At 69.1% G+C, this 25,455-nt stretch carries 24 protein-coding genes; 9 read left to right on the top strand and 15 right to left on the bottom strand.

Translation table 11 applies throughout. From position 1 onward, the window contains the following. Window positions 1-51: 51 nt before the first annotated feature. The 6 genes from ABSY19_RS16940 to ABSY19_RS16915 form a co-directional block, all read right to left on the bottom strand. Window positions 52-1,785, bottom strand: coding sequence for an ABC transporter substrate-binding protein (locus ABSY19_RS16940; protein WP_382153730.1), 1,734 nt, complete (start codon window positions 1,783-1,785; stop codon window positions 52-54). A gap of 92 nt (window positions 1,786-1,877) precedes the next feature. Then, window positions 1,878-2,186 (bottom strand): DUF2160 domain-containing protein, encoded by a 309-nt coding sequence (locus ABSY19_RS16935; protein WP_382153727.1) that lies wholly within the window; start codon window positions 2,184-2,186, stop codon window positions 1,878-1,880. A 10-nt stretch (window positions 2,187-2,196) separates the two neighbouring features. Then, complete coding sequence (locus ABSY19_RS16930) at window positions 2,197-3,009, bottom strand: carbohydrate ABC transporter permease (RefSeq protein WP_382153724.1); 813 nt, start codon at window positions 3,007-3,009, stop codon at window positions 2,197-2,199. 70 nt (window positions 3,010-3,079) lie between these two features. After that, window positions 3,080-3,973: a carbohydrate ABC transporter permease gene (locus tag ABSY19_RS16925; protein ID WP_382153722.1), complete on the bottom strand. Its 894-nt coding sequence runs from the start codon at window positions 3,971-3,973 to the stop codon at window positions 3,080-3,082. After that, a complete protein-coding gene (locus ABSY19_RS16920; RefSeq protein WP_382153719.1) occupies window positions 3,970-5,046 on the bottom strand; it encodes an ABC transporter ATP-binding protein in 1,077 nt (358 codons plus the stop codon). The genes ABSY19_RS16925 and ABSY19_RS16920 overlap by 4 nt, the downstream gene beginning before the upstream one ends. After that, on the bottom strand, window positions 5,046-6,122 hold the full coding sequence (locus ABSY19_RS16915) for an ABC transporter ATP-binding protein (RefSeq protein ID WP_382153717.1): 1,077 nt from the start codon (window positions 6,120-6,122) through the stop codon (window positions 5,046-5,048). The genes ABSY19_RS16920 and ABSY19_RS16915 overlap by 1 nt, the downstream gene beginning before the upstream one ends. A gap of 165 nt (window positions 6,123-6,287) precedes the next feature. On the opposite strand from ABSY19_RS16915, the gene ABSY19_RS16910 reads away from it, so the two are divergent. From ABSY19_RS16910 to proC, 3 genes are read left to right on the top strand one after another with little or no spacing between them, the layout of a single operon-like run. After that, window positions 6,288-7,070, top strand: coding sequence for a DeoR/GlpR family DNA-binding transcription regulator (locus tag ABSY19_RS16910; RefSeq protein WP_382153716.1), 783 nt, complete (start codon window positions 6,288-6,290; stop codon window positions 7,068-7,070). A gap of 26 nt (window positions 7,071-7,096) precedes the next feature. Beyond that, window positions 7,097-8,590 carry a glycerol kinase GlpK gene (glpK, locus tag ABSY19_RS16905; protein ID WP_382153714.1) on the top strand — a complete coding sequence of 498 codons (1,494 nt, stop codon included), beginning with the start codon at window positions 7,097-7,099 and terminating at the stop codon, window positions 8,588-8,590. A 22-nt stretch (window positions 8,591-8,612) separates the two neighbouring features. Next, entirely contained in the window at window positions 8,613-9,440 is an 828-nt protein-coding gene (proC, locus tag ABSY19_RS16900) for a pyrroline-5-carboxylate reductase (RefSeq protein WP_382153711.1), read from the top strand. Window positions 9,441-9,713: 273 nt separating this feature from the next. On the opposite strand, the gene ubiA is transcribed toward proC, so the two are convergent. From ubiA to recG, 4 genes are read right to left on the bottom strand one after another with little or no spacing between them, the layout of a single operon-like run. Continuing rightward, the gene (gene ubiA / locus ABSY19_RS16895) at window positions 9,714-10,586 is read right to left on the bottom strand and encodes a 4-hydroxybenzoate octaprenyltransferase (protein ID WP_382153709.1); all 873 of its coding nucleotides are present in this window, start codon (window positions 10,584-10,586) and stop codon (window positions 9,714-9,716) included. A 10-nt stretch (window positions 10,587-10,596) separates the two neighbouring features. After that, on the bottom strand, window positions 10,597-11,100 hold the full coding sequence (locus ABSY19_RS16890; RefSeq protein WP_291111885.1) for a Dps family protein: 504 nt from the start codon (window positions 11,098-11,100) through the stop codon (window positions 10,597-10,599). A 36-nt stretch (window positions 11,101-11,136) separates the two neighbouring features. Then, window positions 11,137-12,096: a LysR substrate-binding domain-containing protein gene (locus ABSY19_RS16885; protein ID WP_382153707.1), complete on the bottom strand. Its 960-nt coding sequence runs from the start codon at window positions 12,094-12,096 to the stop codon at window positions 11,137-11,139. 55 nt (window positions 12,097-12,151) lie between these two features. Further along, a complete protein-coding gene (gene recG, locus ABSY19_RS16880; protein WP_382153704.1) occupies window positions 12,152-14,248 on the bottom strand; it encodes an ATP-dependent DNA helicase RecG in 2,097 nt (698 codons plus the stop codon). 70 nt (window positions 14,249-14,318) lie between these two features. Here recG and queA point away from each other — a divergent pair, with 70 nt between their 5' ends. From queA to yiaA, 4 genes are all read left to right on the top strand, one after another. Beyond that, the gene (gene queA, locus ABSY19_RS16875; protein WP_382153701.1) at window positions 14,319-15,425 is read left to right on the top strand and encodes a tRNA preQ1(34) S-adenosylmethionine ribosyltransferase-isomerase QueA; all 1,107 of its coding nucleotides are present in this window, start codon (window positions 14,319-14,321) and stop codon (window positions 15,423-15,425) included. Window positions 15,426-15,436: 11 nt separating this feature from the next. After that, window positions 15,437-16,654 carry a PQQ-dependent sugar dehydrogenase gene (locus ABSY19_RS16870; protein WP_382153699.1) on the top strand — a complete coding sequence of 406 codons (1,218 nt, stop codon included), beginning with the start codon at window positions 15,437-15,439 and terminating at the stop codon, window positions 16,652-16,654. A gap of 25 nt (window positions 16,655-16,679) precedes the next feature. After that, window positions 16,680-17,852 (top strand): tRNA guanosine(34) transglycosylase Tgt, encoded by a 1,173-nt coding sequence (tgt, locus tag ABSY19_RS16865; RefSeq protein WP_382153697.1) that lies wholly within the window; start codon window positions 16,680-16,682, stop codon window positions 17,850-17,852. 65 nt (window positions 17,853-17,917) lie between these two features. Further along, window positions 17,918-18,358 carry an inner membrane protein YiaA gene (gene yiaA, locus ABSY19_RS16860; RefSeq protein WP_382153694.1) on the top strand — a complete coding sequence of 147 codons (441 nt, stop codon included), beginning with the start codon at window positions 17,918-17,920 and terminating at the stop codon, window positions 18,356-18,358. Here yiaA and ABSY19_RS16855 read toward each other — a convergent pair. The 5 genes from ABSY19_RS16855 to ABSY19_RS16835 all read right to left on the bottom strand — a co-directional run bounded on the left by ABSY19_RS16855 (window position 18,355) and on the right by ABSY19_RS16835 (window position 23,322). Next, a complete protein-coding gene (locus ABSY19_RS16855; RefSeq protein ID WP_382153692.1) occupies window positions 18,355-19,425 on the bottom strand; it encodes a serine endopeptidase in 1,071 nt (356 codons plus the stop codon). The two genes, yiaA and ABSY19_RS16855, sit on opposite strands and share 4 nt — an antisense overlap. Window positions 19,426-19,453: 28 nt before the next feature. Continuing rightward, the gene (locus ABSY19_RS16850; protein ID WP_382153690.1) at window positions 19,454-20,254 is read right to left on the bottom strand and encodes a DUF2145 domain-containing protein; all 801 of its coding nucleotides are present in this window, start codon (window positions 20,252-20,254) and stop codon (window positions 19,454-19,456) included. Beyond that, on the bottom strand, window positions 20,251-20,706 hold the full coding sequence (locus tag ABSY19_RS16845; protein WP_382153688.1) for a hypothetical protein: 456 nt from the start codon (window positions 20,704-20,706) through the stop codon (window positions 20,251-20,253). The genes ABSY19_RS16850 and ABSY19_RS16845 overlap by 4 nt, the downstream gene beginning before the upstream one ends. Window positions 20,707-20,747: 41 nt before the next feature. Then, complete coding sequence (locus tag ABSY19_RS16840; RefSeq protein ID WP_382153685.1) at window positions 20,748-21,239, bottom strand: YiaA/YiaB family inner membrane protein; 492 nt, start codon at window positions 21,237-21,239, stop codon at window positions 20,748-20,750. A 127-nt stretch (window positions 21,240-21,366) separates the two neighbouring features. Further along, the gene (locus ABSY19_RS16835; RefSeq protein WP_382153683.1) at window positions 21,367-23,322 is read right to left on the bottom strand and encodes an MFS transporter; all 1,956 of its coding nucleotides are present in this window, start codon (window positions 23,320-23,322) and stop codon (window positions 21,367-21,369) included. 141 nt (window positions 23,323-23,463) lie between these two features. Between ABSY19_RS16835 and ABSY19_RS16830 the strand changes: the two genes are divergently transcribed. Further along, complete coding sequence (locus ABSY19_RS16830; RefSeq protein ID WP_382153681.1) at window positions 23,464-24,195, top strand: helix-turn-helix domain-containing protein; 732 nt, start codon at window positions 23,464-23,466, stop codon at window positions 24,193-24,195. A gap of 7 nt (window positions 24,196-24,202) precedes the next feature. Beyond that, window positions 24,203-25,381, top strand: a complete 1,179-nt coding sequence (locus tag ABSY19_RS16825) for a nitrate/nitrite transporter (RefSeq protein ID WP_382153679.1) — start codon at window positions 24,203-24,205, stop codon at window positions 25,379-25,381. Window positions 25,382-25,455: the final 74 nt, after the last annotated feature.

Below are 25,455 nucleotides of genomic sequence, written 5' to 3'. Positions count from 1 at the left end.
CCGCACCCAGGCGGCACGGAGGACGGTTGCTACAAAAGCCGATGCATCACATCAGCGGACCTTGCCATTCTTCCATGCGTTGAGCAGCTGGTCGTAGGCGATGGTCTCTCCCTTGGGCTTTTCGTTGGCCAGCTTCTTCCAGGGCGCGGCCTTGTCGCTCAGGTACTTGTTGGGATCGCCCTTGGGGTTGAGCTTGGGCGCGCAGCGCTCCATGCCGGCGCGCTCCAGGCGGCTCATGACCTGGTCCATCTGCTCGGCCAGGTTGTCCATCGCGGCCTGGGGCGTCTTCTCGCCGGTCACGGCCTGGGCCACGTTCTGCCACCAGAGCTGCGCGAGCTTGGGGTAGTCGGGCACGTTGGTGCCGGTGGGCGTCCAGGCCACGCGGGCCGGGCTGCGGTAGAACTCGACCAGGCCGCCCAGCTTGGGCGCGAGGTCGGTCATGGCCTTGCTCTGGATGTCGCTCTCGCGGATCGGGGTCAGGCCCACGATGGTCTTCTTCAGCGAGGTGGTCTTGGCGGTCACGAACTGCGCGTACAGCCAGGCCGCCGCGGTCTTGTTCTCGTCGTGGCCGTTGAAGAACGACCAGGAGCCCACGTCCTGGTAGCCGTTCTGCATGCCCTGCTTCCAGTAGGGGCCGTTCGGGCCGGGCGCCATGCGCCACTTGGGCGTGCCGTCGGCATTCACCACCGGCAGGCCGGGCTTGGTCATGTCGGCGGTGAAGGCGGTGTACCAGAAGATCTGCTGCGCGATCTGGCCCTGTGCGGGCACCGGGCCGGCTTCGCCGAAGGTCATGCCGGTGGCCTCCTTGGGCGCGTACTTCTTCATCCAGTCGATGTACTTGGTGAGGGCGTACACGGCGGCCGGCGAGTTGGTGGCACCGCCGCGCGAGACGCTCGCGCCCTGCGGGTTGCAGCCATCGGCCGAGGCGCGGATGCCCCATTCGTCCACCGGCTTGCCGTTGGGGATGCCGATGTCGGCGGTGCCCGCCATGGACAGCCAGGCGTCGGTGAAGCGCCAGCCCAGCGACGGGTCCTTCTTGCCGTAGTCCATGTGGCCGTAGATCGGCTTGCCGTCGATGGTCTTGACGTCGTTGGTGAAGAACTCGGCGATGTCTTCGTAGGCGCTCCAGTTCAGCGGCACACCCAGGTCGTAGCCGTACTTGGCCTTGAACTTGTCCTTCAGGTCCTGGCGCGCGAACAGGTCGGCGCGGAACCAGTAGAGGTTGGCGAACTGCTGGTCGGGCAGCTGGTAGAGCTTCTTGTCGGGCGCGGTGGTGAAGCTGGTGCCGATGAAGTCCTTGATGTCCAGGCCGGGGTTGGTGTACTCCTTGCCCTTGCCGGCCATGTAGTCGGTCAGGTTCATCATCTTGCCGTAGCGGTAGTGCGTGCCGATCAGGTCGGAGTCGCTGATCCAGCCGTCGTAGATCGATTTGCCCGACTGCATGGAGGTCTGCAGCTTCTCGACCACGTCGCCTTCCTGGATCAGGTCGTGCTTGACGGTGATGCCGGTGATCTCGGCGAAGGCCTTGGCCAGCGTCTTGCTCTCGTACTCGTGCGTGGTGATGGTTTCCGACACCACCGAAATCTCTTTCACGCCCTTGGCCTTGAGCTTGGCGGCCGCGTCGATGAACCACTTCATCTCGGCCGCCTGCTGGGCCTTGGTGAGGGTGGAGGGCTGGAACTCGCTGTCGATCCACTTCTTGGCGGCGGCCTCGTCGGCCCACGCGGGCAAGGCACCCATGGCCAGCAACGCGGCCAGGGCCAGGGTGGTGTGTCGCAATTTCATGTCGTCTCCTCTAGCGGTGCGCTTCCCCGGTCTGTGAGAGATCTCGGCCCCGGGGAAGCATTGGGCCGAATCCACGAAGAAAAACGGCGGGGTCAGCCCTTGCGCATCACCAGCACCAGCCAGCCCATGGAAAGCACGAAGGCGATCCAGATGCTGGGCTCCTGCTCCAGCGAGAACCACTGCGCGAACCAGCCCGCCAGGCCGATGAAGGCCAGGTTGATGTAGGCCGCGCCGAGCAGGCCGATGAACAGGCGGTCGCCGCGCGAGGTGACCATGGGCAGGAAGCCCTTGCGCTCGATCGTCGGTGCCTTGACTTCCCACAGCGTCATGCCCGCGAGCATGAGCGCGATGCAGGTGAAAAACACCGCCACCGGCGTCGTCCAAACCATCCACTGGAACATGTCGATCTCCTCAGACGCGGCCCATCGCGAAGCCCTTCGCGATGTAGTGCCGCACAAACCAGATGACGATCGCGCCCGGCACGATGGTGAGCACGCCGGCCGCGGCCAGCGTGGCCCAGTCCATGCCGCTGGCACTCACGGTGCGCGTCATCGTCGCCACGATGGGCTTGGCGTTCACGCTGGTGAGCGTGCGCGCCAGCAGCAGCTCGACCCAGCTGAACATGAAGCAGAAGAACGCCGCCACCCCCACCCCGGCCTTGATCAGCGGCAGGAAGATGGTGAAGAAGAAGCGCGGGAAGCTGTAGCCGTCGATGTAGGCCGTCTCGTCGATCTCGCGCGGAATGCCGCTCATGAAGCCTTCCAGGATCCACACCGCCAGCGGCACGTTGAACAGCAGGTGCGCCATGGCCACGGCGATGTGCGTGTCCATCAGGCCCAGCGTGGTGTAGAGCTGGAAGAAGGGCAGCAGGAACACGGCCGGCGGCGTCATGCGGTTGGTGAGCAGCCAGAAGAACACGTGCTTGTCGCCCAGGAAGCGGTAGCGCGAGAACGCGTAGGCCGCCGGCAGCGCCACGGTGAGCGAGATCACGGTGTTGATGCCGACGTAGATCAGGCTGTTGATGTAGCCCGAGTACCAGGACGGGTCGGTGAAGATGGTCCGGTAGTTGGCCCAGGTGAACTCGGCCGGCCACAGGGTGAAGGACGACAGGATTTCCTGGTTGGTCTTGAAGCTCATGTTGACCATCCAGTAGATGGGCAGGAGCGCGAACACCAGGTAGGCGACGAGGAACAGCGACCTCGCCCGGAAACGCCGCTTATCCATGGAGCCCCCTTGGCGCTGCGCGCCGTCCCCCAAGGGGGAGTGATTTTTCTTGAGGCGGCTCGGCGAAAAATCATCCATGACCCTGCTCCTTCTCCGACGTGCCCAGGCTCTGCATCCAGTTGTAGAGCACGAAGCAGAACAGCAGGATGATGAGGAAATAGATCAGCGAGAACGCCGCCGCCGGGCCGAGGTCGAACTGGCCGACCGCCTTGGTGGTGAGGTACTGCGAGAGGAAGGTGGTGGCGTTGCCGGGGCCGCCGCCGGTGAGCACGAAGGGCTCGGTGTAGATCATGAAGCTGTCCATGAAGCGCAGCAGCACCGCGATCATCAGCACGCCGCGCATCTTGGGCAGCTGGATGTAGCGGAACACGGCCCACTTGCTCGCGCCGTCGATGCTGGCGGCCTGGTAGTAGGCGTCGGGGATGCTGCGCAGGCCCGCGAAGGCCAGCAGCGCGACCAGCGGTGTCCAGTGCCACACGTCCATGATCAGCACCGTCCACCAGGCGTGCACCGGGTTGCCGGTGTAGCTGTAGTCCATGCCGGCCCATTGCAGGAAGTAGCCCATGAGGCCGATGTCGGCGCGGCCGAAGATCTGCCAGATGGTGCCGACCACGTTCCACGGGATCAGCAGCGACAGCGCCACCAGCACCAGCACGGCCGAGGACTTCCAGCCCTGCGCCGGCATGGACAGCGCCAGCGCGATGCCCAGCGGGATCTCCACCAGCAGCACCGCGAGCGAGAACTGGATCTGCCGCCACAGCGCCAGGTGCAGCTCTTCGTCGCGCATCACGGCGGCGAACCATTCGGTGCCCACGAACACGCGGCGGTCGGGCGAAAGCACGTCCTGCACCGAGTAGTTCACCACCGTCATCAGCGGCAGCACGGCCGAGAAGGCCACGCAGAGGATCACCGGCAGCACCAGCCACCAGGCCTTCTGGTTCACGGGTTTGGTTGTATTGCTCATGCCACCAGCACCTCATCCTTGTAAAAGCAGGTGTGCCGCCCGAGCACGCGCAGGTGCACGGTCTCGCCCACCCCGGGCGCGCTGGCTTCGGGCGCCAGCCGGCACTTGAGGCGGTGCCCGCCCGCTTCGCAAGTCACCATCACGTAGGTGCCGATGTCCTGCACGCGCGTCACCGTCGCGGGCAGCGTGTCGGGCTCGCCGGCCTGGCCGATCGCCAGGTACTCGGGGCGGATGCCGAGCTTGACCGGCCCTTCGGGCAGCACCTGGCCGTTGGTGAGCGCCAGCGGGTGCTCCAGCACCACCACGCCGCCGCGCACGCTGGTCGCGGGCAGGAAGTTCATGCCCGGCGAGCCGATGAAGTGGCCCACGAAGGTGTGCGCCGGCCGCTCGAACAGCGCCGCCGCCGCGCCCACCTGCACCGCGCGACCGCGCGTCATCACCACCACCTCGTCGGCGAAGGTCAGCGCCTCCACCTGGTCGTGCGTCACGTAGATCAGCGTGAGCTTGAGCTCGTGGTGGATCTGCTTGAGCTTGCGCCGCAGCTGCCATTTCAGGTGCGGGTCGATCACGGTCAGCGGCTCGTCGAACAGCACGGCCGACACGTCCGAGCGCACCAGGCCCCGGCCCAGCGAGATCTTCTGCTTCTGGTCGGCGGACAGGCCGGCCGCGCGCTGGTCGAGCTGGTGGCTCATCTCCAGCATCTCCGCGATGCGGCCCACGCGGTCTTTGATCTCGGGCTCGGGCACCTTGCGGTTGCGCAAGGGGAACGCGAGGTTCTGCGCCATGGTCATGGTGTCGTAGATCACCGGGAACTGGAACACCTGGGCGATGTTGCGCTGCTGCGGGCTCTGGCGCGTCACGTCCACGCCGTTGAAGCGCACCGTGCCTTGCGACGGCGCGAGCAGGCCCGAGATGATGTTGAGCATGGTGGTCTTGCCGCAACCGGAGGGGCCGAGCAGCGCGTAGGCGCCGCCGTCCTCGAAAGTCATCTGCAGCGGCAGCAGCGCGTAATCCTCGTCCGCCTTGGGATGGGGCCGGTAGGCGTGCGCCAGGTCGAGTTCGATGCGTGCCATCAGCCCGCCCTCCCCGCGCGCGCCGGGGCCTGCACCAGCGGGCCCTCGGCATCGAAGACGAACAGCTGATCGGGCCGCAGGTACAGCGTGATGGGATCGCCCAGCGGGCAGTCGTGCACGCCGGTGAGCTGGGCCACCAGCTCGCCCACGGCCGTGTGCACGTGCACAAACGTGTCCGACCCCGCGATCTCGGCCAGCTCCACGCGACCGGGCACCGCCACGTCGCCGGGTCGCTGCACCACCCGCAGGCCACCGGCGCGCAGGCCGAGCGTGAGCCGCGCGGGCGCATCGGCCGACAAGGCCAGGGGCCAGACCTCGCCGCCGGCCACGCGCACACCGCCTGCGACCGCCTCGGCGGCCATCAGGTTCATCGGCGGGTCGCTGAAGGCGCGCGCCACGCGAATGCTCCTGGGCGCATGGAACACCTCGGCCGTGGGGCCGTACTGCAGCAGCTCACCCGCGTCCATCACCGCCGTGTGGCCCCCGAGCAGCAGGGCCTCGCCCGGCTCGGTGGTGGCGTAGACCACGGTGGAGTCGCTGGTGGCGAACAGGTGGGTGAGCTCCTCGCGCAGTTCCTCGCGCAGCTTGTAGTCCAGGTTCACCAGGGGTTCGTCGAACAGCATCAACGGCGCCTGCTTGGCCAGGGCCCGCGCCAGCGCCACGCGCTGCTGCTGGCCGCCCGAGAGCTCGGCCGGCAGGCGGTCGAGGAAGGGTTCGATGTGCAGGCGCGCGGCCAGCTCGCGCACGCGCTGGCCCACGCCGCGCTCGCCGCGCAGGCGCATGGGCGAGGCGATGTTCTGCGCCACCGTCATGGAGGGGTAGTTGACGAACTGCTGGTAGACCATGGCCACGTTGCGCTGGCGCACCGGCACCCGCGTCACGTCCACCCCGTCGGCCAGCACCCGGCCGACGGTGGCCGTGTCCAGCCCGGCCATCACGCGCATCAGGCTGGTCTTGCCGGCCTGGGTCGCGCCCAGCAACACCGTCACCTCCCGCGGGGCCAGGTTCAGGCTCAGGGGATAGAGGTGGGCCGTTGGCCCGACGGTCTTGCCCACGTGCTCCAGTGACAGCTGCATTCGAGTCCCAGTGTGAAAAAGCGCACACCCGAAAGCAGGCGGCGATTCGTTTTACCGATTATGTTGTTCGTTTATGTTCCTTTTTATTCGGTACTTACCCTGAGGAGGGCCCAAAAGAATTCCGTTATGTTCGGGTGGCCTTTTCACCCACGACCGCCCGCCCCGATGAACCTCAACCCCCGCCACACCCAGCTGCTCGACGAAGTGCGCGCCCACGGTCCCCAGACCATCGAAGCCCTGGCCGAGCGCTTCGGCGTCACGCTGCAGACCGTGCGCCGCGACGTGCAGCGCCTGGCCGAGGCCGGCCTGCTGTCGCGTTTTCACGGCGGGGTGCGGCAACCGGGTTCGACCACCGAGAACATCGCCTACCGCCAGCGCCAGGCCATGCAGGCGGACGCCAAGACGCGCATCGCCCGCGCCGTGGCCCGGCGCGTGCCCAACGGCTGCTCGCTGATCATGAACATCGGCACCACCATCGAGGCCGTGGCGCGCGAGCTGCAGCACCACCGGGGGCTGCGCGTGATCACCAACAACCTGCACATCGCCTCGCTCATGAGCACCAACCCCGACTGCGAGGTCATCGTGGCCGGCGGCCTGGTGCGCGGCGCCGATCAGGGCATCGTGGGCGAGGCCACAGTGGACTTCATGCGCCAGTTCCGGGTCGACATCGGCCTGATCGGCATCAGCGGCATCGAGGCCGACGGCACCCTGCGCGACTTCGACTACCGCGAAGTGAAGGTGGCGCGCGCCATCGTCGAGCAGTCGCGCGAGGTCTGGCTGGCCGCCGACCACAGCAAGTTCAACCGCCCCGCCATGGTCGAACTCGCGCGGCTGGACGACATCGACGTGGTCTTCACCGACGTGGCGCCGCCGCCACCGTTCGACGAGCTGCTCGCCCAGGCCAACGTCGAGTGCGTGCGCGCCGGCATCGGCACCGACAACGCCTGACCAACACTGTTCTCCCGGAAGACGCCATGACCTACCTGCTCGCCCTCGACCAGGGCACCTCCAGCTCGCGCAGCATCGTGTTCGACCGCCAGGGCCGCGTGGTCACCATGGCGCAGCGCGAGTTCCGCCAGATCTACCCGCAGCCGGGCTGGGTCGAGCACGACCCGCGCGACCTCTGGCAGACGCAGCTGGAGACCGCGCGCGAGGCCTTGAAGCAGGCGAAGCTGCGCACCGACCAGATCCAGGCCGTGGGCATCACCAACCAGCGCGAGACCACACTGGTGTGGAACCGCCAGACCGGCGAGCCGGTGTACAACGCCATCGTCTGGCAGGACCGCCGCGCCGAGAACACCTGCGCCGAATTGCGCGAGCGCGGCGCGAGCGACACCGTGCTGCAGAAGACCGGCCTGCGCATCGACGCCTACTTCTCAGGCACCAAGCTCAAGTGGATCCTGGACCACGTGCCCGGGGCGCGCGAGCAGGCCGAGCGCGGCGAACTCGCCTTCGGCACCGTGGACAGCTGGTTGATCTGGCAGCTCACCGGCGGCGAACGCCACGTGACCGACGTGAGCAACGCCTCGCGCACCATGCTCTTCAACGTGCACACGCGCGAGTGGGACGACGAGCTGCTGGCCCTGCTCGACATCCCGAAGCGCCTGATGCCCGAGGCCCTGCCCTCCAGCGCGCACTTCGGCCGCATGAAGGCCGAGTGGCTGGGCGCGCCACTGGAGATCGGCGGCGTGGCCGGCGACCAGCAGAGCGCGCTCTTCGGCCAGGCCTGCTTCACCGCCGGCATGGCCAAGAACACCTACGGCACTGGCTGCTTCATGCTGATGCACACCGGCGAACGTTTCCAGGTCAGCGAGAACGGCCTCATCACCACCGCCACCGCCCAACCACCCGGGCCACAGCAGTACGCGCTGGAGGGCAGCGTGTTCATCGGTGGCGCCGTGGTGCAGTGGCTGCGCGACGGCCTGAAGGCGATCCCCTCCAGCAGCGAAGTGCAGTCGCTCGCCGAGAGCGTGCCCGACGCGGGCGGCGTGGTGCTGGTGCCCGCCTTCACCGGCCTGGGCGCGCCCTACTGGCAACCCGAGGCGCGCGGCAGCATCACCGGCCTCACGCGCGGCACCACCATGGCCCACATCGCGCGCGCCGCGCTGGAGAGCATCGCCTTCCAGAGCGCGGCCCTGCTCGACGCCATGAGCCGCGACGCGCTGGCCGCCGGCGGTGTGCCGGTGAGCGAGCTGCGCGTGGACGGCGGCGCCTGCGCGAACAATTTGCTGATGCAGATCCAGGCCGACCTGCTGGGCATTCCCGTGGTGCGGCCGGCGGTGATCGAAACCACCGCGCTCGGCGCGGCCTACCTGGCCGGCCTGCACAGCGGCGTCTATGGCGGGCTGGACGAACTCTCGAAACAATGGCGCGCCGAACGCACCTTCCACCCCACGCTCTCGCGCGAGCGCGCGGCCGAGAAGATGGCGCAGTGGGAACACGCCGTGCGCCAGACCGTCGCGCCCTGATGCGACGCGCGACAATGTCGCGATGAACACCACCACCCATCCCACCATCACCTTCATCGGCGGCGGCAACATGGCCAGCGCCATCGTCGGCGGCCTGGTCCGCCAGGGCCACCCCGCCAGCGCGCTGCAGATCGTCGAACCCTGGGACGAACAGCGCGCGAAACTGGCGCAGCAATTCCCCGGCGTCAGCGTGCTGCCGGCCGCCGGCCCCGCGCTCAAGCCGTCGGGCCTGGTGGTCTGGGCGGTGAAGCCGCAGACCTTCAAGGAGGCCGCGCTGGCCAGTGCGCCGCACCTGAAAGACGCGCTGCACCTGAGCGTGGCCGCCGGCATCACCAGCGAGAGCATGGCCGGCTGGCTGCAGACGCAGCGCATCGTGCGCGCCATGCCCAACACCCCGGCCCTGGTCGGCCTGGGCATGACCGGCCTGTTCGCCCGCGCGGGCGCCAGCGACGCCGATCGCGCGCTGGTGGAGGCCGTGGTGAAGACCACCGGCGACCTGGTGTGGGTGGCGCAGGAAACGCAGCTCGACGCCGTGACCGCGCTCTCGGGCTCGGGCCCGGCCTACGTGTTCTATTTCCTCGAAGCCATGCGCGACGCGGGCGCCCGCATGGGCCTGCCGCCCGAGGTGGCCTACCAGCTCGCGGTGGGCACCTTCGTCGGCGCGGCCACGCTGGCCCAGCGCTCGGAGGACCCGCCACAGACGCTGCGCGAGCGCGTCACCTCGAAGGGGGGCACGACCTACGCCGCGCTCATGTCGCTGGATGCCGCCGGCGTGAAGACGAAGTTCGAGGAGGCGCTGTTCGCGGCACAGAAACGCGCCGAGGAGCTTGGCCGCGAGTTCGGGAAGTAAACGTTACGTTGTTTCTCTCGCTGCTCGCGGACGCGGCGCACTCTGCTCCGCGGCTGTCCTCCGGCCGGCTGCGCCGGCCTCCCCCTTTACGCCGCTGCGCAGAGCACGCCGCATCCGCGAGCGGGTGTCACAAACGAGAAAGCCGCTCCTGCGCCGGTGGGCGTGATGTGTTCTGCGCAGCGGCGTAAAGGAGGAGGCGGCACCAGCCGCCGGGGGACAGCCGCGGAGCAGAGCACATCACGCCCGCCGGCCGCGAGGTCCAACGATCGAAACTCAAAGCAACCCGAGCACCACGCCCACAAACACGGCAAAGCCCAACCAGTGGTTGAGCCGGAAGGCCTTGAAGCAACCGTCGCGTGTGCGGTCCTTGATCAGGCCGAAGTGCCAGACCACCTGGGCCAGCGCCACCACCAGCATGGCACCCCAGACCCAGAGATTCACCACCGGCCAGAGCGCGACCGTCCAGACCACCAGGAACACCAGATAGAAGCCGGTCACAGCGGGCACATCGGCCCGACCCAGCGTGATGGCCGAGGTCTTCATGCCGATGCGCAGGTCGTCGTCGCGGTCCACCATCGCGTACTCGGTGTCGTAGGCCAGCACCCAGAACAGGTTGCCCACCATCAGCACCCAGGCCAGCAGCGGCACCTGCGACTGCACCGCCGCGAACGCCATCGGCACGCCGAAGCTGAAAGCCACGCCCAGCACCGCCTGCGGCATGGACACATAGCGCTTGGCGTAGGGGTAGATCAGCGTGATCGCCAGCGCGGCGAACGACATCTGCACGGTGAGCGTGTTGGTGGTGAGCACCAGCCCGAAGGCCGCCAGCGCCAGCACGGCCCCCACCGCGAGCGCCTCGCGCGTCGAGACCTTGCCCGAGGTGACCGGGCGCTGCGCGGTGCGCTTGACGTGCTTGTCGAAGTCGCGGTCGGCCACGTCGTTCACGCAGCAGCCCGCGCTGCGCATGAGGATGGTGCCCAGCACGAACACCGCCAACAGGTGCCAGCCCGGGAAACCGCCCGCGGCCACCCACAGCGCGGCCAGCGAAGGCCAGAGCAGCAGCAGCCAGCCCGCGGGCCGGTTCCAGCGGATCAGATCGAGGTACAGCGACAGGCGCGACGGCGCGGGCGAGGTGGCGGCAACCATGGCAGGCGAATCACTCCTCAAGCAGCGAACGCAGCATCCAGGCGGTCTGCTCGTGCACCGTCAGGCGCTGCGTCAGCAGGTCGGCGGTGGGCTCGTCGCCCGCCTTCTCCACCACGGGGAACAGCTGGCGCGCGGTGCGCGCCACCGCCTCGTGGCCCTGCACGAGGATGCGCACCATCTCCAGCGCCTTGGGCGGCGTGGCCGGCACATCGGGCACCGAGCTGAGCTTGCCGAACTGCGCGTAGCTGCCCGGCGCCGCGTGACCCAGCGAGCGGATGCGCTCGGCCACCGGATCGACCGCGTTCCACAGCTCGGTGTACTGCGTCATGAACATGGTGTGCAGCGACGTGAACATCGGACCGGTCACGTTCCAGTGGAAGTTGTGCGTGGTCAGGTACAGCGTGTAGGTGTCGGCCAGCAGCTGCGACAGGCCCTTGGCGATGGCGGCGCGGTCCTTCTCGCCGATACCGATGTTGATCGCGGGGGCGGTGACGGTGCCTCGGGGTTTGGCCATGGTGTGCTCCTTGGGATGGTGAATGGAAAGGAAAAACTAGGACAGGCGTTTGACGCCCGGCAGCTCGCAGGCGTAGATGGCGTTGCGCAGCTCGGCAATGGCCTCGTAGCGCGTGAAGCTGCGCCGCCAGGCCAGCACCACGCGCCGCGTGGGCGCCTCGCCCTGGAACGGCAGGTAACGCACGTAGGACGAATCGCCGAAGTCCTGGCCCGGCGCGCTCGCGCCGTCCAGCGCCGAGGAGGGCACCGACAGGCGCGGCACCAGCGTCACGCCCATGCCGGCGGCGACCATGTGCTTGATGGTCTCCAGCGAGGAACCTTCGAAGCTCTTGCGGATGCCTTCGGCGTCGTTCGAGAAGCGCGCGAACTCGGGGCAGACCTCCAGCACGTGGTCGCGGAAGCAGTGGCCCGTGCCCAGCAGCAGCATGGTCTCGCGCTTGAGCTCTTCGTTGGTGATGTGCTCCTGCTTCGCCAGCGGATGGGTGTGCGGCACGGCGGCCAGGAAGGGCTCGTCGTACAGCGGCGCGATCGCGAGGTTGGTGTCGGGAAAGGGCTCGGCCAGGATGGCGCAGTCGATCTCGCCCAGGCGCAGCTGTTCCAGCAGCTTGACGGTGAAGTTCTCCTGCAGCATCAGCGGCATCTGCGGCGTGCGGTCGATGACGTGGCGCACCAGGTCGGGCAGCAGGTAGGGGCCGATGGTGTAGATCACGCCCAGCCGCAGCGGCCCGGCCAGCGGGTCCTTGCCGCGCTTGGCGATCTCCTTGATGGCGGCGGCCTGCTCCAGCACGGTCTGCGCCTGGCGCACGATCTCCTCGCCCAGCGGCGTCACCGCGATCTCGGTGGCGTTGCGCTCGAAGATCTTGAGCTCGAGTTCCTCTTCCAGCTTCTTGATGGCCACCGACAGCGTGGGCTGCGACACATAGCAGGCCTCGGCGGCCTTGCCAAAGTGCTTCTCCCTCGCCACGGCCACGATGTACTTGAGTTCGGTGAGCGTCATGGGGTGCTATTTTGCGCCCGCGGCCCGCGGCGTGCCGGGCGCCTCAGCCATTCACTCAGGCTTTCAGGTACTCGGCCTTGCCGCCGAGCCAGCGCGCGATGTGTTTTTCCGCCGCCGCCGGGTACTGGGTGAGCATCACCGGCGCGGCCTCGCGCGCCCAGTCGAGCAGGTGGGTGTCGGTCGCCAGGTCGGCAAAGCGCAGCAGCGGCGCGCCCGACTGGCGCGCGCCGAGGAACTCGCCCGGGCCCCGGATCTCCAGGTCGCGGCGCGCGATCTCGAAGCCGTCGCTGGTGTCGGCCATGGCTTTCAGGCGCTCGCGCGCGGTCTCGCCCAGGCGCCCGCCATCGGGTGGCGTGTACATCAGCACACAGGCCGAGGCCGCCGCGCCGCGCCCCACGCGCCCACGCAGCTGGTGCAGCTGCGAGAGCCCGAAGCGCTCGGCGTGTTCGATCACCATCAGCGAGGCGTTGGGCACGTCCACCCCGACCTCGATCACGGTGGTGGAAACCAGCACGCCCATCTGCCCACCGGTGAACAGCGACATCACGGCCTTCTTCTCGGCCACCGGCATGCGCGAATGCAAGAGGCCGACCAGCACGCCGGGCAGGGCCTGCGACAGCTCGGCGTGCGTGGCCGTGGCGTTCGAGAGGTCGATCGCCTCGCTCTCCTCGATCAGCGGGCAGACCCAGTAGACCTGCCGGCCCTGCCCGAGCTGGCCGCGGATGCGCTCGATCACCTCGGCGCGGCGGCTGTCGGCCACCACCTTGGTCACGATGGGCGTGCGCCCGGGCGGCAGTTCGTCGATGGTCGACACGTCGAGGTCGGCGTAATAGCTCATCGCGAGCGTGCGCGGAATCGGTGTGGCCGTCATCATCAGCAGGTGCGGCTCCTGCTCGGTGCCGTCTTCCGCCACGCCCACCTTGCTGCGCAGCGCCAGCCGCTGCGCCACGCCGAAGCGGTGCTGCTCGTCGATGATGGCCAGCGCGAGGTGCTTGAACACCACCTGGTCCTGGATGACGGCGTGCGTGCCCACCACCAGCGCGGCCTCGCCGCTGGCGATCAGGGCCAGCATCTCGCCGCGCTGCTTTTTCTTCTGGCTGCCGGTGAGCCAGGCCACGCGCTTGCCCAGCGGCGCGAGCAAGGGCTCCAGCCAGCCGATGAGCTTGGCGAAGTGCTGCTCCGCGAGGATCTCGGTCGGCGCCATCAGCGCGCACTGCCAGCCCGCGTCGATGGCGATGGCGGCGGCCAGCGCGGCCACCACCGTCTTGCCCGAGCCCACGTCGCCCTGCAGCAGGCGGTGCATGGGCACCTGGCGCAGCAGGTCGCGCGCGATCTCCTCGCCCACGCGGCGCTGCGCGACGGTGAGCGCGAACGGCAGCGCGCCCAGCAGCTGCTCGTGCAACCCGCCCGCGGCGGCGCGCAGGGCCGGCGCGCGCAAGGCGGCGCGCTCCTGCTTGGCCGTGAACTGCGAAAGCTGTTGCGCCAGCAGTTCCTCGGCCTTGAGGCGCTGCCAGGCCGGGTGGCTGCGGTCTTCCAGCGCGTCGAGCGACACGTCCGGCCCCGGGTGGTGCAGGTACTGCAGCGCGTCGCGCAGCGTCCAGGTGCCGCGCACCACGGCCTGCAGGCCTCCCAGCAGCGCGGGCGGCAGCGTCTCGCTCAGGTCGGCGCGCTTGAGGCCGCTGGCCACGGCCTTGCGGAGGTAGGCCTGCGGCAGCTGCGCGCTGGTGGGATAGACGGGGGTGAGCGCGTCAGGCAGCTCGCCACCGGCCGCGTGGAACGCCGGGTGCACCATGGTCCAGCCCAGGAAGCCGCCGCGCAGCTCGCCGCGCACGCGCACCCGCTCGCCCACCGCCAGCGTCTTCTGGTGCGCCGGGTAGAAGGTGAAGAAACGCAGCGTGCAGGTGTCGGTGCCGTCGTCCAGCGTCACCAGCAGCTGGCGGCGCGGGCGAAAACTGATCTCGCTGTTCGTCACCGTGCCCTCGATCTGCGCCAGCTGGCCGTCGCGCGCGCCGCGCAGGCTCACGATGCGGGTCTCGTCCTCGTAGCGCAGGGGCAGGTGCAGGGCCAGGTCGATGTCGCGCACCAGCCCGAGCTTGTGCAAGGCCTTCTGAGGGGCAGACAGGGGCTTGCGGGCAGGGGTGGCGTCGGGCATGGGACAATTCTGCCCGGTTCCCAACCCCTCCTTTTCACTTGGCACGGGCCTTGTTCGGCCCTCAAGCAGCATGACCGCTTCTTCCTTTCCCGACACCGTCGCGCGCCCCTTCACCGTCGCCGACTTCGACTTCCACCTCCCCCCCGAGCTGATCGCCCAGCACCCCGCCCCCGAGCGCAGCGCCTCGCGCCTGCTCGACGGCACCGGCCCCGCGCCGGTGGACCGCGTGTTCCGCGAGCTGCCCGCCCTGTTGAACGACGGCGACCTGCTGGTGTTCAACGACACCCAGGTCGTCAAGGCGCGCCTCTTTGGCCAGAAGGCCAGCGGCGGCCAGCTGGAAATGCTGATCGAGCGCGTGCTGCTGCCGCACGAGGCCAGCGACGGCACGGCGCACGAGGTGGTGGCCCACCTGCGCGTGAGCAAGAAGCCCCAGCCCGGCGGCCGCCTGCACATGGCCGGCGGCCTGAAGGGCGGCGGGTTCGACGCGGTCCTTCTCGGTCGCTGGCCCGACGAGCAGGGCCAGCTGTTCCGCTTCCGCCTGCACGGCCCGGCCGGTGACACGCCTTACGACCTGATGGCGCGCCACGGCCATGTGCCGCTGCCACCCTACATCACCCACGCCGACGAGGCCGACGACGAGCGCCGCTACCAGACGGTGTTCGCGCGCGTGCCCGGCGCGGTGGCCGCGCCCACCGCCGCCCTGCACTTCGACGAGGCCGTGCTGGCCGCGCTCGAAGCGCGCGGCGTGCGCCGCGCCAGCGTCACCCTGCACGTGGGCGCGGGCACCTTCGCGCCCATGAAGGCCGGCCGCATCGAAGACCACGTGATGCACCACGAGCGCTACGCCATCCCCCCAGAGACGCTGCAGGCCATCGCCGATTGCCGCGCGCGCGGCGGCCGCGTGGTGGCGGTCGGCACCACCACCGTGCGCACGCTGGAGAGCTGGGCGCGCTCGGGCGAGACCCAGGGCGACACCAACATCTTCATCACCCCGGGCTTCGGTTTCCGTGTGGTGGACCTGATGGTGACCAACTTCCACCTGCCGCAGTCCACGCTGATGATGCTGGTGAGCGCCTTCGCCGGTTACGACCGCATCCGCGCGCTGTACGACCACGCCATCGCCAGGCGCTACCGCTTCTTCAGCTATGGCGACGCCATGCTGCTGCGCCGCGCCTGAAGCACCCCACCATGCGCCCCCTTCTCCTGGCCCTGCTCGCCCTGCTGCTGCCACCCGCCGCGCCGGCCGCCCAGCCCCTGTATGCGGCCAAGGGCCGTTGCGACGGCCACCCGGGCATCGCGTTGAAGGTGCCCGATGGCTGGTGCGCGGGCCTGGTGGCCGATGCGCGCGATGGCCTGCGCATGCCGCGCCGCCTGCTGGCCGTGGCGCCGCACCGGTTCTGGATCATCGACATGGGCAACTGGGAGCCGCGCCGAGGCCGCCTGCTGGAGCTGCGCACCGACCTCGCGCGCGGCGAGGCAGGGCGCGTGCGCGTGCTCGCCAGCGGCCTGGACCGCCCGCACGGCCTGGCCCTGGGGCCGGACGGCCGCGTCTACATCGGCGAAGCCGGCACCGTGTGGCGCACGCCGGTGGGCGAGGCGGTGCAGCGGCAGGACGTGATCACCGGCCTGCCCACCGGCGGCGCGCACCCGCTCAAGGAACTGGCCTTCACGCCCGATGGCCGCCTGCTGGTCAACCTGGGCTCGGTCACCGACGCCTGCCGGGGCGACGACCAGCAGCAGCCCCAGCCCTGCCCCGAACTCACCGGCCCGCAGCCGCGCGCCGCGGTCTACGTGGCCCGTTTCGGCGACGCGGACTTCGCGCTGCAGAGCTTCCAGCCCCTGGCCACCGGCCTGCGCAACTCGCTCGGCCTGGCCGGCACGAGCGCGCGCGACGGCACGGTGCGCCTGTGGCAGGCCGAGAACTCGGTGGACTACACCGACGCGGCACTGCCCGCCGAGGAACTCAACGAACTGAAGGACGGCGCGTCCTACGGCTGGCCCTACTGCGTGAGCGATGCGCGCGGCAAGGCCGTGCCGGCGCGCGGCTACGAAGGCAGGGCACGCTGCGCCACGCACACGGCGGCCCACGCGGCCTGGCCGGCGCACGTGGCCCCGCTGCAACTGCTCAGCGCGCCCCAGACCCTCACCACCGGTCCGTTCGCCGGTCGCCTGCTCGCCGTCTGGCATGGCTACCGCACGGGCGGCCACCGCGTCGTGGCCTGGCGGCTCGACGAACACGGCCGCCCTGGCGGCGCGCGCGAAGACCTCGTGAGCGGCTGGCACGCCCAGGTGGGCGTGCGCCCGCTGGGCACCCCCGCCGGCATCACCCTCGACGCCGAGGGCCGCCTGTGGATCGTCGAAGACCGCAACCGCAGCGTGATCGTGATCGCGCCCAGCCCACCCTGAACACCCATCCCCCAAGAGACCCACCATGCTCCAGTTCGACCTGCTCACCACCGACCCGAACAGCCACGCGCGCCGCGGCCGCCTCACGCTCAACCACGGCGTGGTGCAGACCCCCATCTTCATGCCCGTGGGCACCTACGGCACCGTCAAGGGCGTGATGCCACAAAGCCTGCACGACATGGGCGCGCAGATCATCCTGGGCAACACCTTCCACCTCTGGATGCGCCCGGGCCGCGAGGTGATGCAAAGCTTCGGCGGCCTGCACGCCTTCGAGCAATGGCACAAACCCATCCTCACCGACTCGGGCGGCTTCCAGGTCTGGTCGCTCGGCGCGATGCGCAAGATCACCGAAGAAGGCGTGACCTTCGCCTCGCCGGTCAACGGCGACAAGCTGTTCATGTCGCCCGAGGTCAGCATGCAGATCCAGACCGGGCTGAACAGCGACATCGTGATGCAGCTCGACGAGTGCACGCCGTACGAGACCAACGGCCACCTCACCACCGAGGCCGAGGCGCGCAAGAGCATGGAGATGAGCCTGCGCTGGGCCAAGCGCTCGCAGAACGAATTCGCGCGGCTGGAGAACCCCAACGCGCTGTTCGGCATCGTGCAGGGCGGCATGTTCGAGCACCTGCGCCAGGAGTCGCTGGACGCACTGGTCGAGATGGACTTCCCTGGTTACGCCATCGGCGGCGTGAGCGTGGGTGAGCCCAAGGAACAGATGCTGCAGATCATGGCGCACACGCCGCACCGCCTGCCCGCGCACAAGCCGCGTTACCTCATGGGCGTGGGCACGCCCGAAGACCTGGTGCAGGGAGTGGCCGACGGCGTGGACATGTTCGACTGCGTCATGCCCACGCGCAACGCGCGCAACGGCACGCTGTTCACGCGCTTTGGCGACCTGAAGATCCGCAACGCGCGCCACAAGACCGACCACCAGCCGCTGGACGCCACCTGCACCTGCCACGCCTGCGCGGGCCAGAGCGGCGTGAGCTGGGCCGACGGCGGGCGCGACGGCTTCAGCCGCGCCTACCTGCACCACCTGGACCGCTGCGGCGAAATGCTCGGCCCCATGCTGACCACCATCCACAACCTGCACTACTACCTGAACCTCATGCGCGAGGTGCGCGAGGCGCTGGACGCCGGCACCTTCAGCGCCTTCCAGGCGAAGTTCAAGACCGACCGCGCGCGCGGGGTCTAGCGGGCGGCGCCCGGGGCGCCGAATCCACTACAGTGGCGAATCCAAAACCAAGGAGGAGGATTCCCATGCCCAAACAACACATCCAGAAGCCCACGGGCGCCTTCGTGGCGGCCGCCTGGGCCGCCATGCTGGTCGGCGCCATCACGTACCTCTCGGGCCTCTGGAACGCCCAGATGCAACTCAACGAGAAGGGCTACTACTTCACGCTGCTGATGTACGGGCTGTTCTCGGCCGTCTCGCTGCAGAAGTCCGTGCGCGACCGGCTCGAAGGCATTCCCGTGACCGGCATCTACTACGGCCTGTGCTGGCTGTCGCTGGGCCTGGCCGTGCTGCTGCTGACCGTGGGCCTGTGGAACGCCACGCTGGCCAACAGCGAAAAGGGCTTCTACGCCATGGCCTTCCTGCTCTCGCTGTTCGGTTCGGTCACGGTGCAGAAGAACATCCGCGACGCGGCCCAGTTCAAGACCGAAACGCCCCTCGACGACGAAATCCCCACGGTGCGCTAAGCCCCGGGCGCACCCACCACCGGCGCCTCGACCTTCGCCGCCGGTTCACCACACGAGTAGCAGTACCGCGCGAACGCGCTCTTGCGCGCCTGGCAGGCCGTGCAGTGGTTGTGCAGGCCCATGCCACAGTGCGGGCAGAAGTCGTTCTTCGGGTCCTTCAGGTCCACCGCGCGCTCGCAGCCCGGGCACACGCCCTTGGCCAGGCGGGTCTGCGCGAGGTCGTAGTCCAACTCCTGGCGGCGCTGCCGATCGGGCAGCGCCTCGGCCTGCTGCTGGCGCTCGAGGTAACGCTGCAGCGCCTGAATCGCGTAGCGCCCCCCAATCACCGTGAGCACGATGCCCACGATGTAGCGCACATAACCGCCGTAGCTCGGCAGGTAGGGCACGAGCTCGACGAAGAACGCGAACAGCGCGAAGAAGATGAAGCCCCAGACGAAGGGCCACCAGGTGCTCTTGCGCTGCTTCGCGAACAGCCAGCCCGCCACCACCAGCAGGGGCAGCGTGAGCGCCAGCCGGTAGAGGAACACGCGCAGCTCCTGCGCGCGCTGGGCCGATTCGTAGGACTGGCGCGCGTCTTCCTGCATCTGCTGCAGTTCATCCTGGGCGCGCTGCTGCACCTGCCGCGCGTCAAGCGCTGCCTGACGTTGTGACTCCACCGCCGCGAGCGCCTCGCGCTCGGCCTGGCGGTAACCGTCGAGCTGGCGCGTGCGCTCGATGAGTTCCGGGTCCTGCTCGGGCCGTTGTGTGGCCTGGCGGGTATTCAACCAGTTGCCGAAGGTGTCGCGCGCCGCGCGGTGGTTGGCCTGCGCGGCCTGGTGCTGAAGCTGCGCCTGATCGAGCGCGTCCTGGGCCTCGCGCGCCCTGCGTTGCGCGGTCTCGATGACCTGCCGAACCTGCGGGGCGCGCTGCGGGTCCAGAAAGTCGTCGAGCGTGCGCTGCTGCTCGACCTGCGGCAGGTCGCCCACGATGGTGCTGCCCAGCCCCACCAGGAACCACGCGAACACGAAGGCCACCAGCCAGAGGCCTCGGTGGAACCACTTCTCCGACCAACGCAATGCCTTGCCCATGTTCAGTCCTCCAGAAAGCCGCATCGTTTCACAAAGCCAGCGCCTGCGGCGCGGACGCCATGCCGCTGCGCGCCAGCCATTCGAACACCGAATCCACCGTCACGGTCTCGATGCGGTCGGCAAACCGCTTCTCGTTCGGGTGGTCGTCGAAGGCCACGTTGGCCGTGCCGGCGCGCGCGCCGAGCCGCGTGAACGCGCCCAGCTTGAGCGTGGTCGGCTGGTAGCCCTTGAAACGCAGCCAGGCCTGGGCCTGTTCGCGCGTGCCGACACCGCTTTCGGCCGCCATCGCCAGGGTTTCGATCGCCCACTGGTTGGACTGCTGGTAACGCTGGCCCCAGGCGTAGCTCACCAGGTTGTAGGGCCGCGCGTGCAGGGCCACGGAACGCCGGGGGTCGTTCAACAGCTCGAACAGCGGCGCCTGCAGGGCGGGCGCCGGCACCACCCAGGCGGCTTCCTGGCGCCACAGGTCGTCCAGGAAGAACTCGCCCAGGCCCTGGCGGTACAGGTCGCCGGTGGCGGTGCCGCACTGGTTGAGCTTGTGCAGCACGCGCCACGGCCCTTGCGCCGTCTTGTAGGCCCAACCCAGGTGCGAGTAGCGCAATTGGTACTTGCTCAGGTCCTGCCCGGCGCGGGCCAGCACCACCACGCGCGCGCCGCTGCGGGCGTGCTCGGCGTCCAGCGCCTGCGCGGTGCGCTGCGCCAGCGCCATGCCCTGCTCGATGGTGTGCGCGGTGAGCGGTTTCTGGTCGCAGGAGCGGCCGGCGTGGGCCACCGCCGTGAACATCAACGCGGCAGCGCATCCGCAAGCGAAACGCAGCGCGGCCTTCATTGCGTCACCCGTTCGTTGTGCAGCAGGGCGCGGCCCAGCTCGTTGGGGATGAAGGCCAGCACCTCGCCGGCCGCCGAGAGCAGCACACCGGTGCCGATCACGCTGACCGCCACCACGGTGCCCACGCCGACCACCACACCCGAGGCCGCACGCCCAGCGACCTCCACGCTGGCGCGGGCGCCGTCGGAGGCGCGTTCCAGCACATAGACCGTGCCGCGCGCGGTGCTCTCCACCGTCTTCACCACCAGCACCGCGCCGACGGTGGAGAACGCCACCGGCAGCACGCTGACGGCCGCCGCGCCCGCCGAGGCGGTGACGACCACGGAGGCCACCGGCAGCAGGGACAGCGCGGCCGAGGCCTCGCTCTGCGCCCGCGCCGGGGCGCTGGCCAGGGACAAGGCCAGGCAGACGCTGGCGAGCAGCGACATCGATTTCAGTTTGAACGTGTTCATGGAAGACTCCGGCTGGAAAAGAAAAGAAGGGGTGGGTCGGTTCATTCGGCGGTGCCGGCGGCGCGTTCCTGCATCGCCTGCTGACGGCCGCGAATCTGGGCCTCGCTCAGGTCGGCCTCGTGGCGGTCGCGCAGGGTCTTGGCCAGCGTGAACGCCGAGGTGACGAGGTAGAGCCAGCTCACGCCCAGGTAGGCGCGGTAGGTGTCGTTGATCTCCATGCGCATCAGGCCCCAGCCGGTCAGGCCCATGGCGACGGCAAAACCGCCCCAGACCACGATGCGCCACATCGGCGTTTCGGCCTCGCCACTGAGCGTGGCCTTCTGGCCATCGCGCACCGCCTTGGACAGCACGAACACGGTCGAGAGACAGAACACGTAGCCCATCACCATGAACGCGCGGTCCAGCGACTGCCCCGGCAGCCAGGCCAGGCCGGTGGCGCACAGGAAGACGGCGACACCGAACGACACCCACACCTGGAGCTGCCAGGCACGGGTGTCGCGCATCACGATGAGGGAAGAACGGTTCGAGGCCATGTGAAAACCCTTGGGGTTGTTGAGGAGCCGCGATGGTGCCGCTGGCGCGCCTCGAAAGACCCGGGAAACTCGACCTGTATCGAAAAACGGCTGATCAGGTATCGAATTTCGATACCTGATCAACCCATCAGCGCAGCAGCTGGGCGACGCGCGCCTGCAAGGCCTCGGGCGTCACGGCCGAGGACGGCATCGGTTCGCCCACGTTCAGCCCGACGCGGTTGAACAGGCCGCGCCGGAACGGGCGCACCATGGCGGTCTTCTCGCCGTGGCGCACCTCGACCCGGCTGAAGAAGGAGCCCCAGAGGTTGGTCAGCGCCATCGGGATCACCGGCACCTGCAGGCCATCGGCCTCGGCACGTTCGAGGATCTTCATCACGCCACCCTTGAAGGGCTGCAGCTGACCGTCGGCCGTGATGCCGCCTTCGGGGAAGATGGCCAGCAGCTCGCCCTCGCGCAGCACGGCGGCGGCGGCGTCGAACGCGGCCTCGTAGGCCGCCGCGTCTTCCTTCTGCGGCGCGATCGGAATCGCCTTGGCCAGCCGGAACAGCGCGCCCAGCACCGGCACGCGGAAGATGCGGTGGTCCATCAGGAAGCGGATCGGGCGCGGGCTCGCGGCCATGAGCAGCACCGCGTCGACAAAGCTCACGTGGTTGCAAACGATCACGGCCGCGCCGTCGGTGGGGATGTGCATGTCGCCCGTGACCTTGAAGCGGTACACGCAGCGCGAGGCCACCCAGGCCACGAAGCGCAGCAGGTACTCGGGCACCAGCATGAAGATGTAGAACGCCACCACCGCGTTGGCCAGGCCCACCAGCAGGAACATCTGCGGGATCGTGAAGCCCGCGCCGAGCAGCGCCCCTGCGATGAGCGCGCTGGCGATCATGAACAGCGCGTTGAGGATGTTGTTGGCCGCGATGATGCGCGCGCGGTGCGTGGGCTGGCTGCGCATCTGGATCAGCGCGTACATGGGCACGCTGTACAGGCCGGCGAACAGGCTGAGCAGGGTCAGGTCGGCCAGCACACGCCAGTGGCCCGGCACCGCCATGAACTCCGCCACGCCCTGGCTGGCCACCGGCGGCAGGCCGCGCGAGGCGAAGTACAGGTCGATGGCGAACACGCTCATGCCGATGGCGCCCAGCGGCACGAGGCCGATTTCCACGTGCCGGCGCGAGAGCACCTCGCACAGCAGCGAGCCGGTGCCGATGCCGACCGAGAACACGATGAGCAGCAGCGAGGCCACCTGCTCGTTGCCGTGCAGCACCTCCTTGGCGAAGCTGGGGAACTGGCTCAGGAAGACCGCGCCGAAGAACCACATCCAGCTGATGCCCAGCACCGAGCGGAACACCACCGTGTTGGCGTGCGCGAGTTTCAGGTTGCGCCAGGTCTCGGTGAAGGGGTTCCAGTTGATCTTCAGCCCCGGGTCGGTGGCGGGCGTGGCGGGCACGTAGTGCGACGTGACGCGGCCGAGGATGGCCAGGGCCACGCAGCTGAAGCCGACGTGGTGCGCGCCGATCTCGGGCACGGCGATGATCAGGCCGCCGGCCAGGTTGCCCAACAGGATGGCCACGAAGGTGCCCATCTCCACCATGCCGTTGCCGCCGGTGAGCTCGCGCTCGCCCAGGTGGTGTGGCAGGTAGGCGAACTTCACCGGGCCGAACAGCGTGGAATGCAGACCCATGAGGAAGGTGCAGGCCAGCAGCAGCACGATGTTCGTGCTGAAGAAGGCCCACGCGGCCAGGGCCATGATGAGCACCTCCAGCCGTTTCACGAAGACGATCAGCGTCTTCTTGTCGTATTTGTCGGCGAGCTGGCCGCTGGTGGCCGAGAACAGCAGGAAAGGCAGGATGAACAGGGCGCCGATCACCAGCCCGGCCAGGGTGGGCGGCAGCCAGGCCACCTGCAGCTGGTAGGTCACCAGCACGGTGAAGGCGAACTTGAACAGGTTGTCGTTCGCCGCGCCGAGGAACTGGGTCCAGAAAAACGGCGCAAAGCGGCGCTGGCCCAGCAGCGCGAACTGGCCGCCTTCGTGGGCCGGGGCGTGAGACGGATGGGCCACGGCGGACGTGGCGGTGGATGGGCTCATGTGCATCTCCTCCTGTTGGGCTTGTGCGGCGGATTCTGCCGCACGGCGCAGTGTCATGCTCCCCACCCCATCGGGCATCGTCTTCCGATACAGTCGATCCAGACCCAACCTCAAGTACCGCATCTCGATACCGGACACCCCATGAGCACCACCGCCGACCTCGTTCTCGCGCTCAAGAAGGAACTGAAGGCCGCGCAGATGACCTACGCCGACCTGGCGCAGGCCATCGGCATGGCGGAGTCCAGCGTCAAGCGCATGCTGGCCGGCGGCGACATGTCTCTCTCGCGCGTGGACGAGATCTGCCGCGCCCTGAAGCTGGATTTCGCGGAGCTGTCGCGGCGCGTGGCCGACACCCAGCCCCTGCTGCGCGAGATGTCGCAGGAGCAGGAGCGCGCGGTGGTGGCCGACAAGAAGCTGCTGCTCGTCGCCATCTGCGTGCTCAGCCAGTGGACGCTGGAGCAGATGACCGCGCAGTACCGGCTGAGCGAGGCAGAGTGCGTGAAGTACCTGGCGCAGCTCGACCGCATCGGCATCATCGAGCTGCGCCCGCTCAACCGCTACCGCCTCAAGCTGGCCAAGACCTTCCGCTGGCGCCCGCACGGCCCGTTGATGAACTACTTCCGCGAGCACGCGCTGCTGGACTATTTCGCCGGCGGCTTCGACGGCAGCGGCGAAGGCGTGATGCTGGTGCACGGCTCGGTCAGCCGCACGCTGGCGCCGGCCTTCCTGGAGCGCCTGCAGCGCGTCGCGCAGGACTTCGCGCAGCAGCACCAGACCGACCAGAAGCTCAGCGAGAAGGACCGCGAGGGCTACACGCTGGTGCTGGCCATGCGCAGCTGGGAGTTCGAGGCCTTCACACAGCTGCGGCGCTGAGGCCGGCATGAACGCCTCCGTGCCCCGCCACATCCTGCCCGTGCTGGTGCTGGCCCAGTTCCTGGGCACCTCGCTCTGGTTCGCGGTCAACGCCGTCATGCCCGACCTGCAGCGCGAGCTGGGCTGGCCCACCAGCGCGGTGGGCACGCTCACCTCGGCGCTGCAGTTCGGCTTCATCGCCGGCACGCTGGTGTTCGCGCTGCTGGCCATCGCCGATCGGTTCGCGCCGCGCCTCGTGTTCCTGGTGTGCTCGCTGGCCGGTGCGGCCTGCACCGTGGGGGCCTGGTGGATGGTTCGCGACCACACCGCCTTGCTGGCCTGGCGCTTCGCCACCGGTTTTTTCCTGGCCGGGATCTACCCGGTGGGCATGAAGATCGCGGCGCAGTGGTACACGCGCGGCCTGGGCGGTGCGCTGGGCCTGCTCATCGGGGCGCTGGTGCTGGGCTCGGCCAGCGCGCACGCGTTGCGCGCGCTCAGCGGCGCCCTGCCCTGGCCCACGCTCATGCTGGGTGTGGCGGCGCTGGCCGCCGCGGGCGGCCTGCTGCTGTTCTTCGGCACCAGCGACCCGCCCGGCGCGGCCCAGCGCGTGACCACGCTGCAATGGCGCGCCCTGGCCACGCTGTGGACGGATGCGCGCGTGCGCAGTTCGGTGCTCGGTTACTTCGGCCACATGTGGGAGCTCTACACCATGTGGGTGATGGTGCCGCTGGTGCTGGCCACGCGCTTCGAGGGCACGGGGCTTTCCTGGACCGCATTCCTCGTGCTGGGCGCGGGCGCCATCGGCTGCGCGGGCGGGGGCTGGCTCGCGCCGCGCTGGGGCAGCGCGCGGGTGGCGGGCACGCAACTCGCGCTCAGCGGCGCCTGCTGCCTCGCCGCGCCCTGGGCCCTGGGCGCGCCGACCCCGCTGTTCATCGGCTGGCTGCTGCTCTGGGGCATCACCGTTTCGGGCGACTCGCCGCAGTTCTCCACGCTGACCGCTCGCAATGCACCACCACAGGCCGTGGGCAGCGTGCTCACGCTCACCAACAGCATCGGCTTCGCGATCTCCATCGCGAGCATCCTGCTGTTCGTGTCCCTGGCCGAACACGTGCCGCTGGGCCCGCTGCTGCCCTGGCTGGCGGTCGGGCCCGCGCTGGGGCTGTGGGCCTTGCGCCCGCTCTGGCGGGAGGACGCCCGCGCGCGCTGAGCACGGCGCGTGCGCTGGCGAACAGACCGGCCCGGGCACAGGTCCTACCGTGGAAGCCCACCCGCCACGAAGAA

This window comes from Hydrogenophaga sp. ANAO-22 (genome assembly GCF_042466645.1).
In the GTDB taxonomy this organism is placed as follows: domain Bacteria; phylum Pseudomonadota; class Gammaproteobacteria; order Burkholderiales; family Burkholderiaceae_C; genus Hydrogenophaga.
The sequence above is the reverse complement of the archived record's forward strand: the minus strand, read 5'-3'. Positions and strand labels throughout refer to the sequence as shown.

What these genes read in the sequence shown, in the direction of transcription:
- ABSY19_RS16835 (WP_382153683.1), bottom strand. Translation starts at nt 23,322, where the DNA reads ATGAGCCCATCCACCGCCACGTCCGCCGTGGCCCATCCGTCTCACGCC.
- ABSY19_RS16830 (WP_382153681.1), top strand. Translation starts at nt 23,464, where the DNA reads ATGAGCACCACCGCCGACCTCGTTCTCGCGCTCAAGAAGGAACTGAAG.
- ABSY19_RS16850 (WP_382153690.1), bottom strand. Translation starts at nt 20,254, where the DNA reads ATGAAGGCCGCGCTGCGTTTCGCTTGCGGATGCGCTGCCGCGTTGATG.
- recG (WP_382153704.1), bottom strand. Translation starts at nt 14,248, where the DNA reads ATGCCCGACGCCACCCCTGCCCGCAAGCCCCTGTCTGCCCCTCAGAAG.
- ABSY19_RS16920 (WP_382153719.1), bottom strand. Translation starts at nt 5,046, where the DNA reads ATGGCACGCATCGAACTCGACCTGGCGCACGCCTACCGGCCCCATCCC.
- ABSY19_RS16845 (WP_382153688.1), bottom strand. Translation starts at nt 20,706, where the DNA reads ATGAACACGTTCAAACTGAAATCGATGTCGCTGCTCGCCAGCGTCTGC.
- yiaA (WP_382153694.1), top strand. Translation starts at nt 17,918, where the DNA reads ATGCCCAAACAACACATCCAGAAGCCCACGGGCGCCTTCGTGGCGGCC.
- ABSY19_RS16855 (WP_382153692.1), bottom strand. Translation starts at nt 19,425, where the DNA reads ATGGGCAAGGCATTGCGTTGGTCGGAGAAGTGGTTCCACCGAGGCCTC.
- ubiA (WP_382153709.1), bottom strand. Translation starts at nt 10,586, where the DNA reads ATGGTTGCCGCCACCTCGCCCGCGCCGTCGCGCCTGTCGCTGTACCTC.
- proC (WP_382153711.1), top strand. Translation starts at nt 8,613, where the DNA reads ATGAACACCACCACCCATCCCACCATCACCTTCATCGGCGGCGGCAAC.
- tgt (WP_382153697.1), top strand. Translation starts at nt 16,680, where the DNA reads ATGCTCCAGTTCGACCTGCTCACCACCGACCCGAACAGCCACGCGCGC.
- ABSY19_RS16890 (WP_291111885.1), bottom strand. Translation starts at nt 11,100, where the DNA reads ATGGCCAAACCCCGAGGCACCGTCACCGCCCCCGCGATCAACATCGGT.
- ABSY19_RS16935 (WP_382153727.1), bottom strand. Translation starts at nt 2,186, where the DNA reads ATGTTCCAGTGGATGGTTTGGACGACGCCGGTGGCGGTGTTTTTCACC.
- ABSY19_RS16940 (WP_382153730.1), bottom strand. Translation starts at nt 1,785, where the DNA reads ATGAAATTGCGACACACCACCCTGGCCCTGGCCGCGTTGCTGGCCATG.
- ABSY19_RS16910 (WP_382153716.1), top strand. Translation starts at nt 6,288, where the DNA reads ATGAACCTCAACCCCCGCCACACCCAGCTGCTCGACGAAGTGCGCGCC.
- ABSY19_RS16825 (WP_382153679.1), top strand. Translation starts at nt 24,203, where the DNA reads ATGAACGCCTCCGTGCCCCGCCACATCCTGCCCGTGCTGGTGCTGGCC.
- ABSY19_RS16925 (WP_382153722.1), bottom strand. Translation starts at nt 3,973, where the DNA reads ATGAGCAATACAACCAAACCCGTGAACCAGAAGGCCTGGTGGCTGGTG.
- ABSY19_RS16915 (WP_382153717.1), bottom strand. Translation starts at nt 6,122, where the DNA reads ATGCAGCTGTCACTGGAGCACGTGGGCAAGACCGTCGGGCCAACGGCC.
- glpK (WP_382153714.1), top strand. Translation starts at nt 7,097, where the DNA reads ATGACCTACCTGCTCGCCCTCGACCAGGGCACCTCCAGCTCGCGCAGC.
- ABSY19_RS16840 (WP_382153685.1), bottom strand. Translation starts at nt 21,239, where the DNA reads ATGGCCTCGAACCGTTCTTCCCTCATCGTGATGCGCGACACCCGTGCC.
- ABSY19_RS16870 (WP_382153699.1), top strand. Translation starts at nt 15,437, where the DNA reads ATGCGCCCCCTTCTCCTGGCCCTGCTCGCCCTGCTGCTGCCACCCGCC.
- ABSY19_RS16930 (WP_382153724.1), bottom strand. Translation starts at nt 3,009, where the DNA reads ATGGATAAGCGGCGTTTCCGGGCGAGGTCGCTGTTCCTCGTCGCCTAC.
- queA (WP_382153701.1), top strand. Translation starts at nt 14,319, where the DNA reads ATGACCGCTTCTTCCTTTCCCGACACCGTCGCGCGCCCCTTCACCGTC.
- ABSY19_RS16885 (WP_382153707.1), bottom strand. Translation starts at nt 12,096, where the DNA reads ATGACGCTCACCGAACTCAAGTACATCGTGGCCGTGGCGAGGGAGAAG.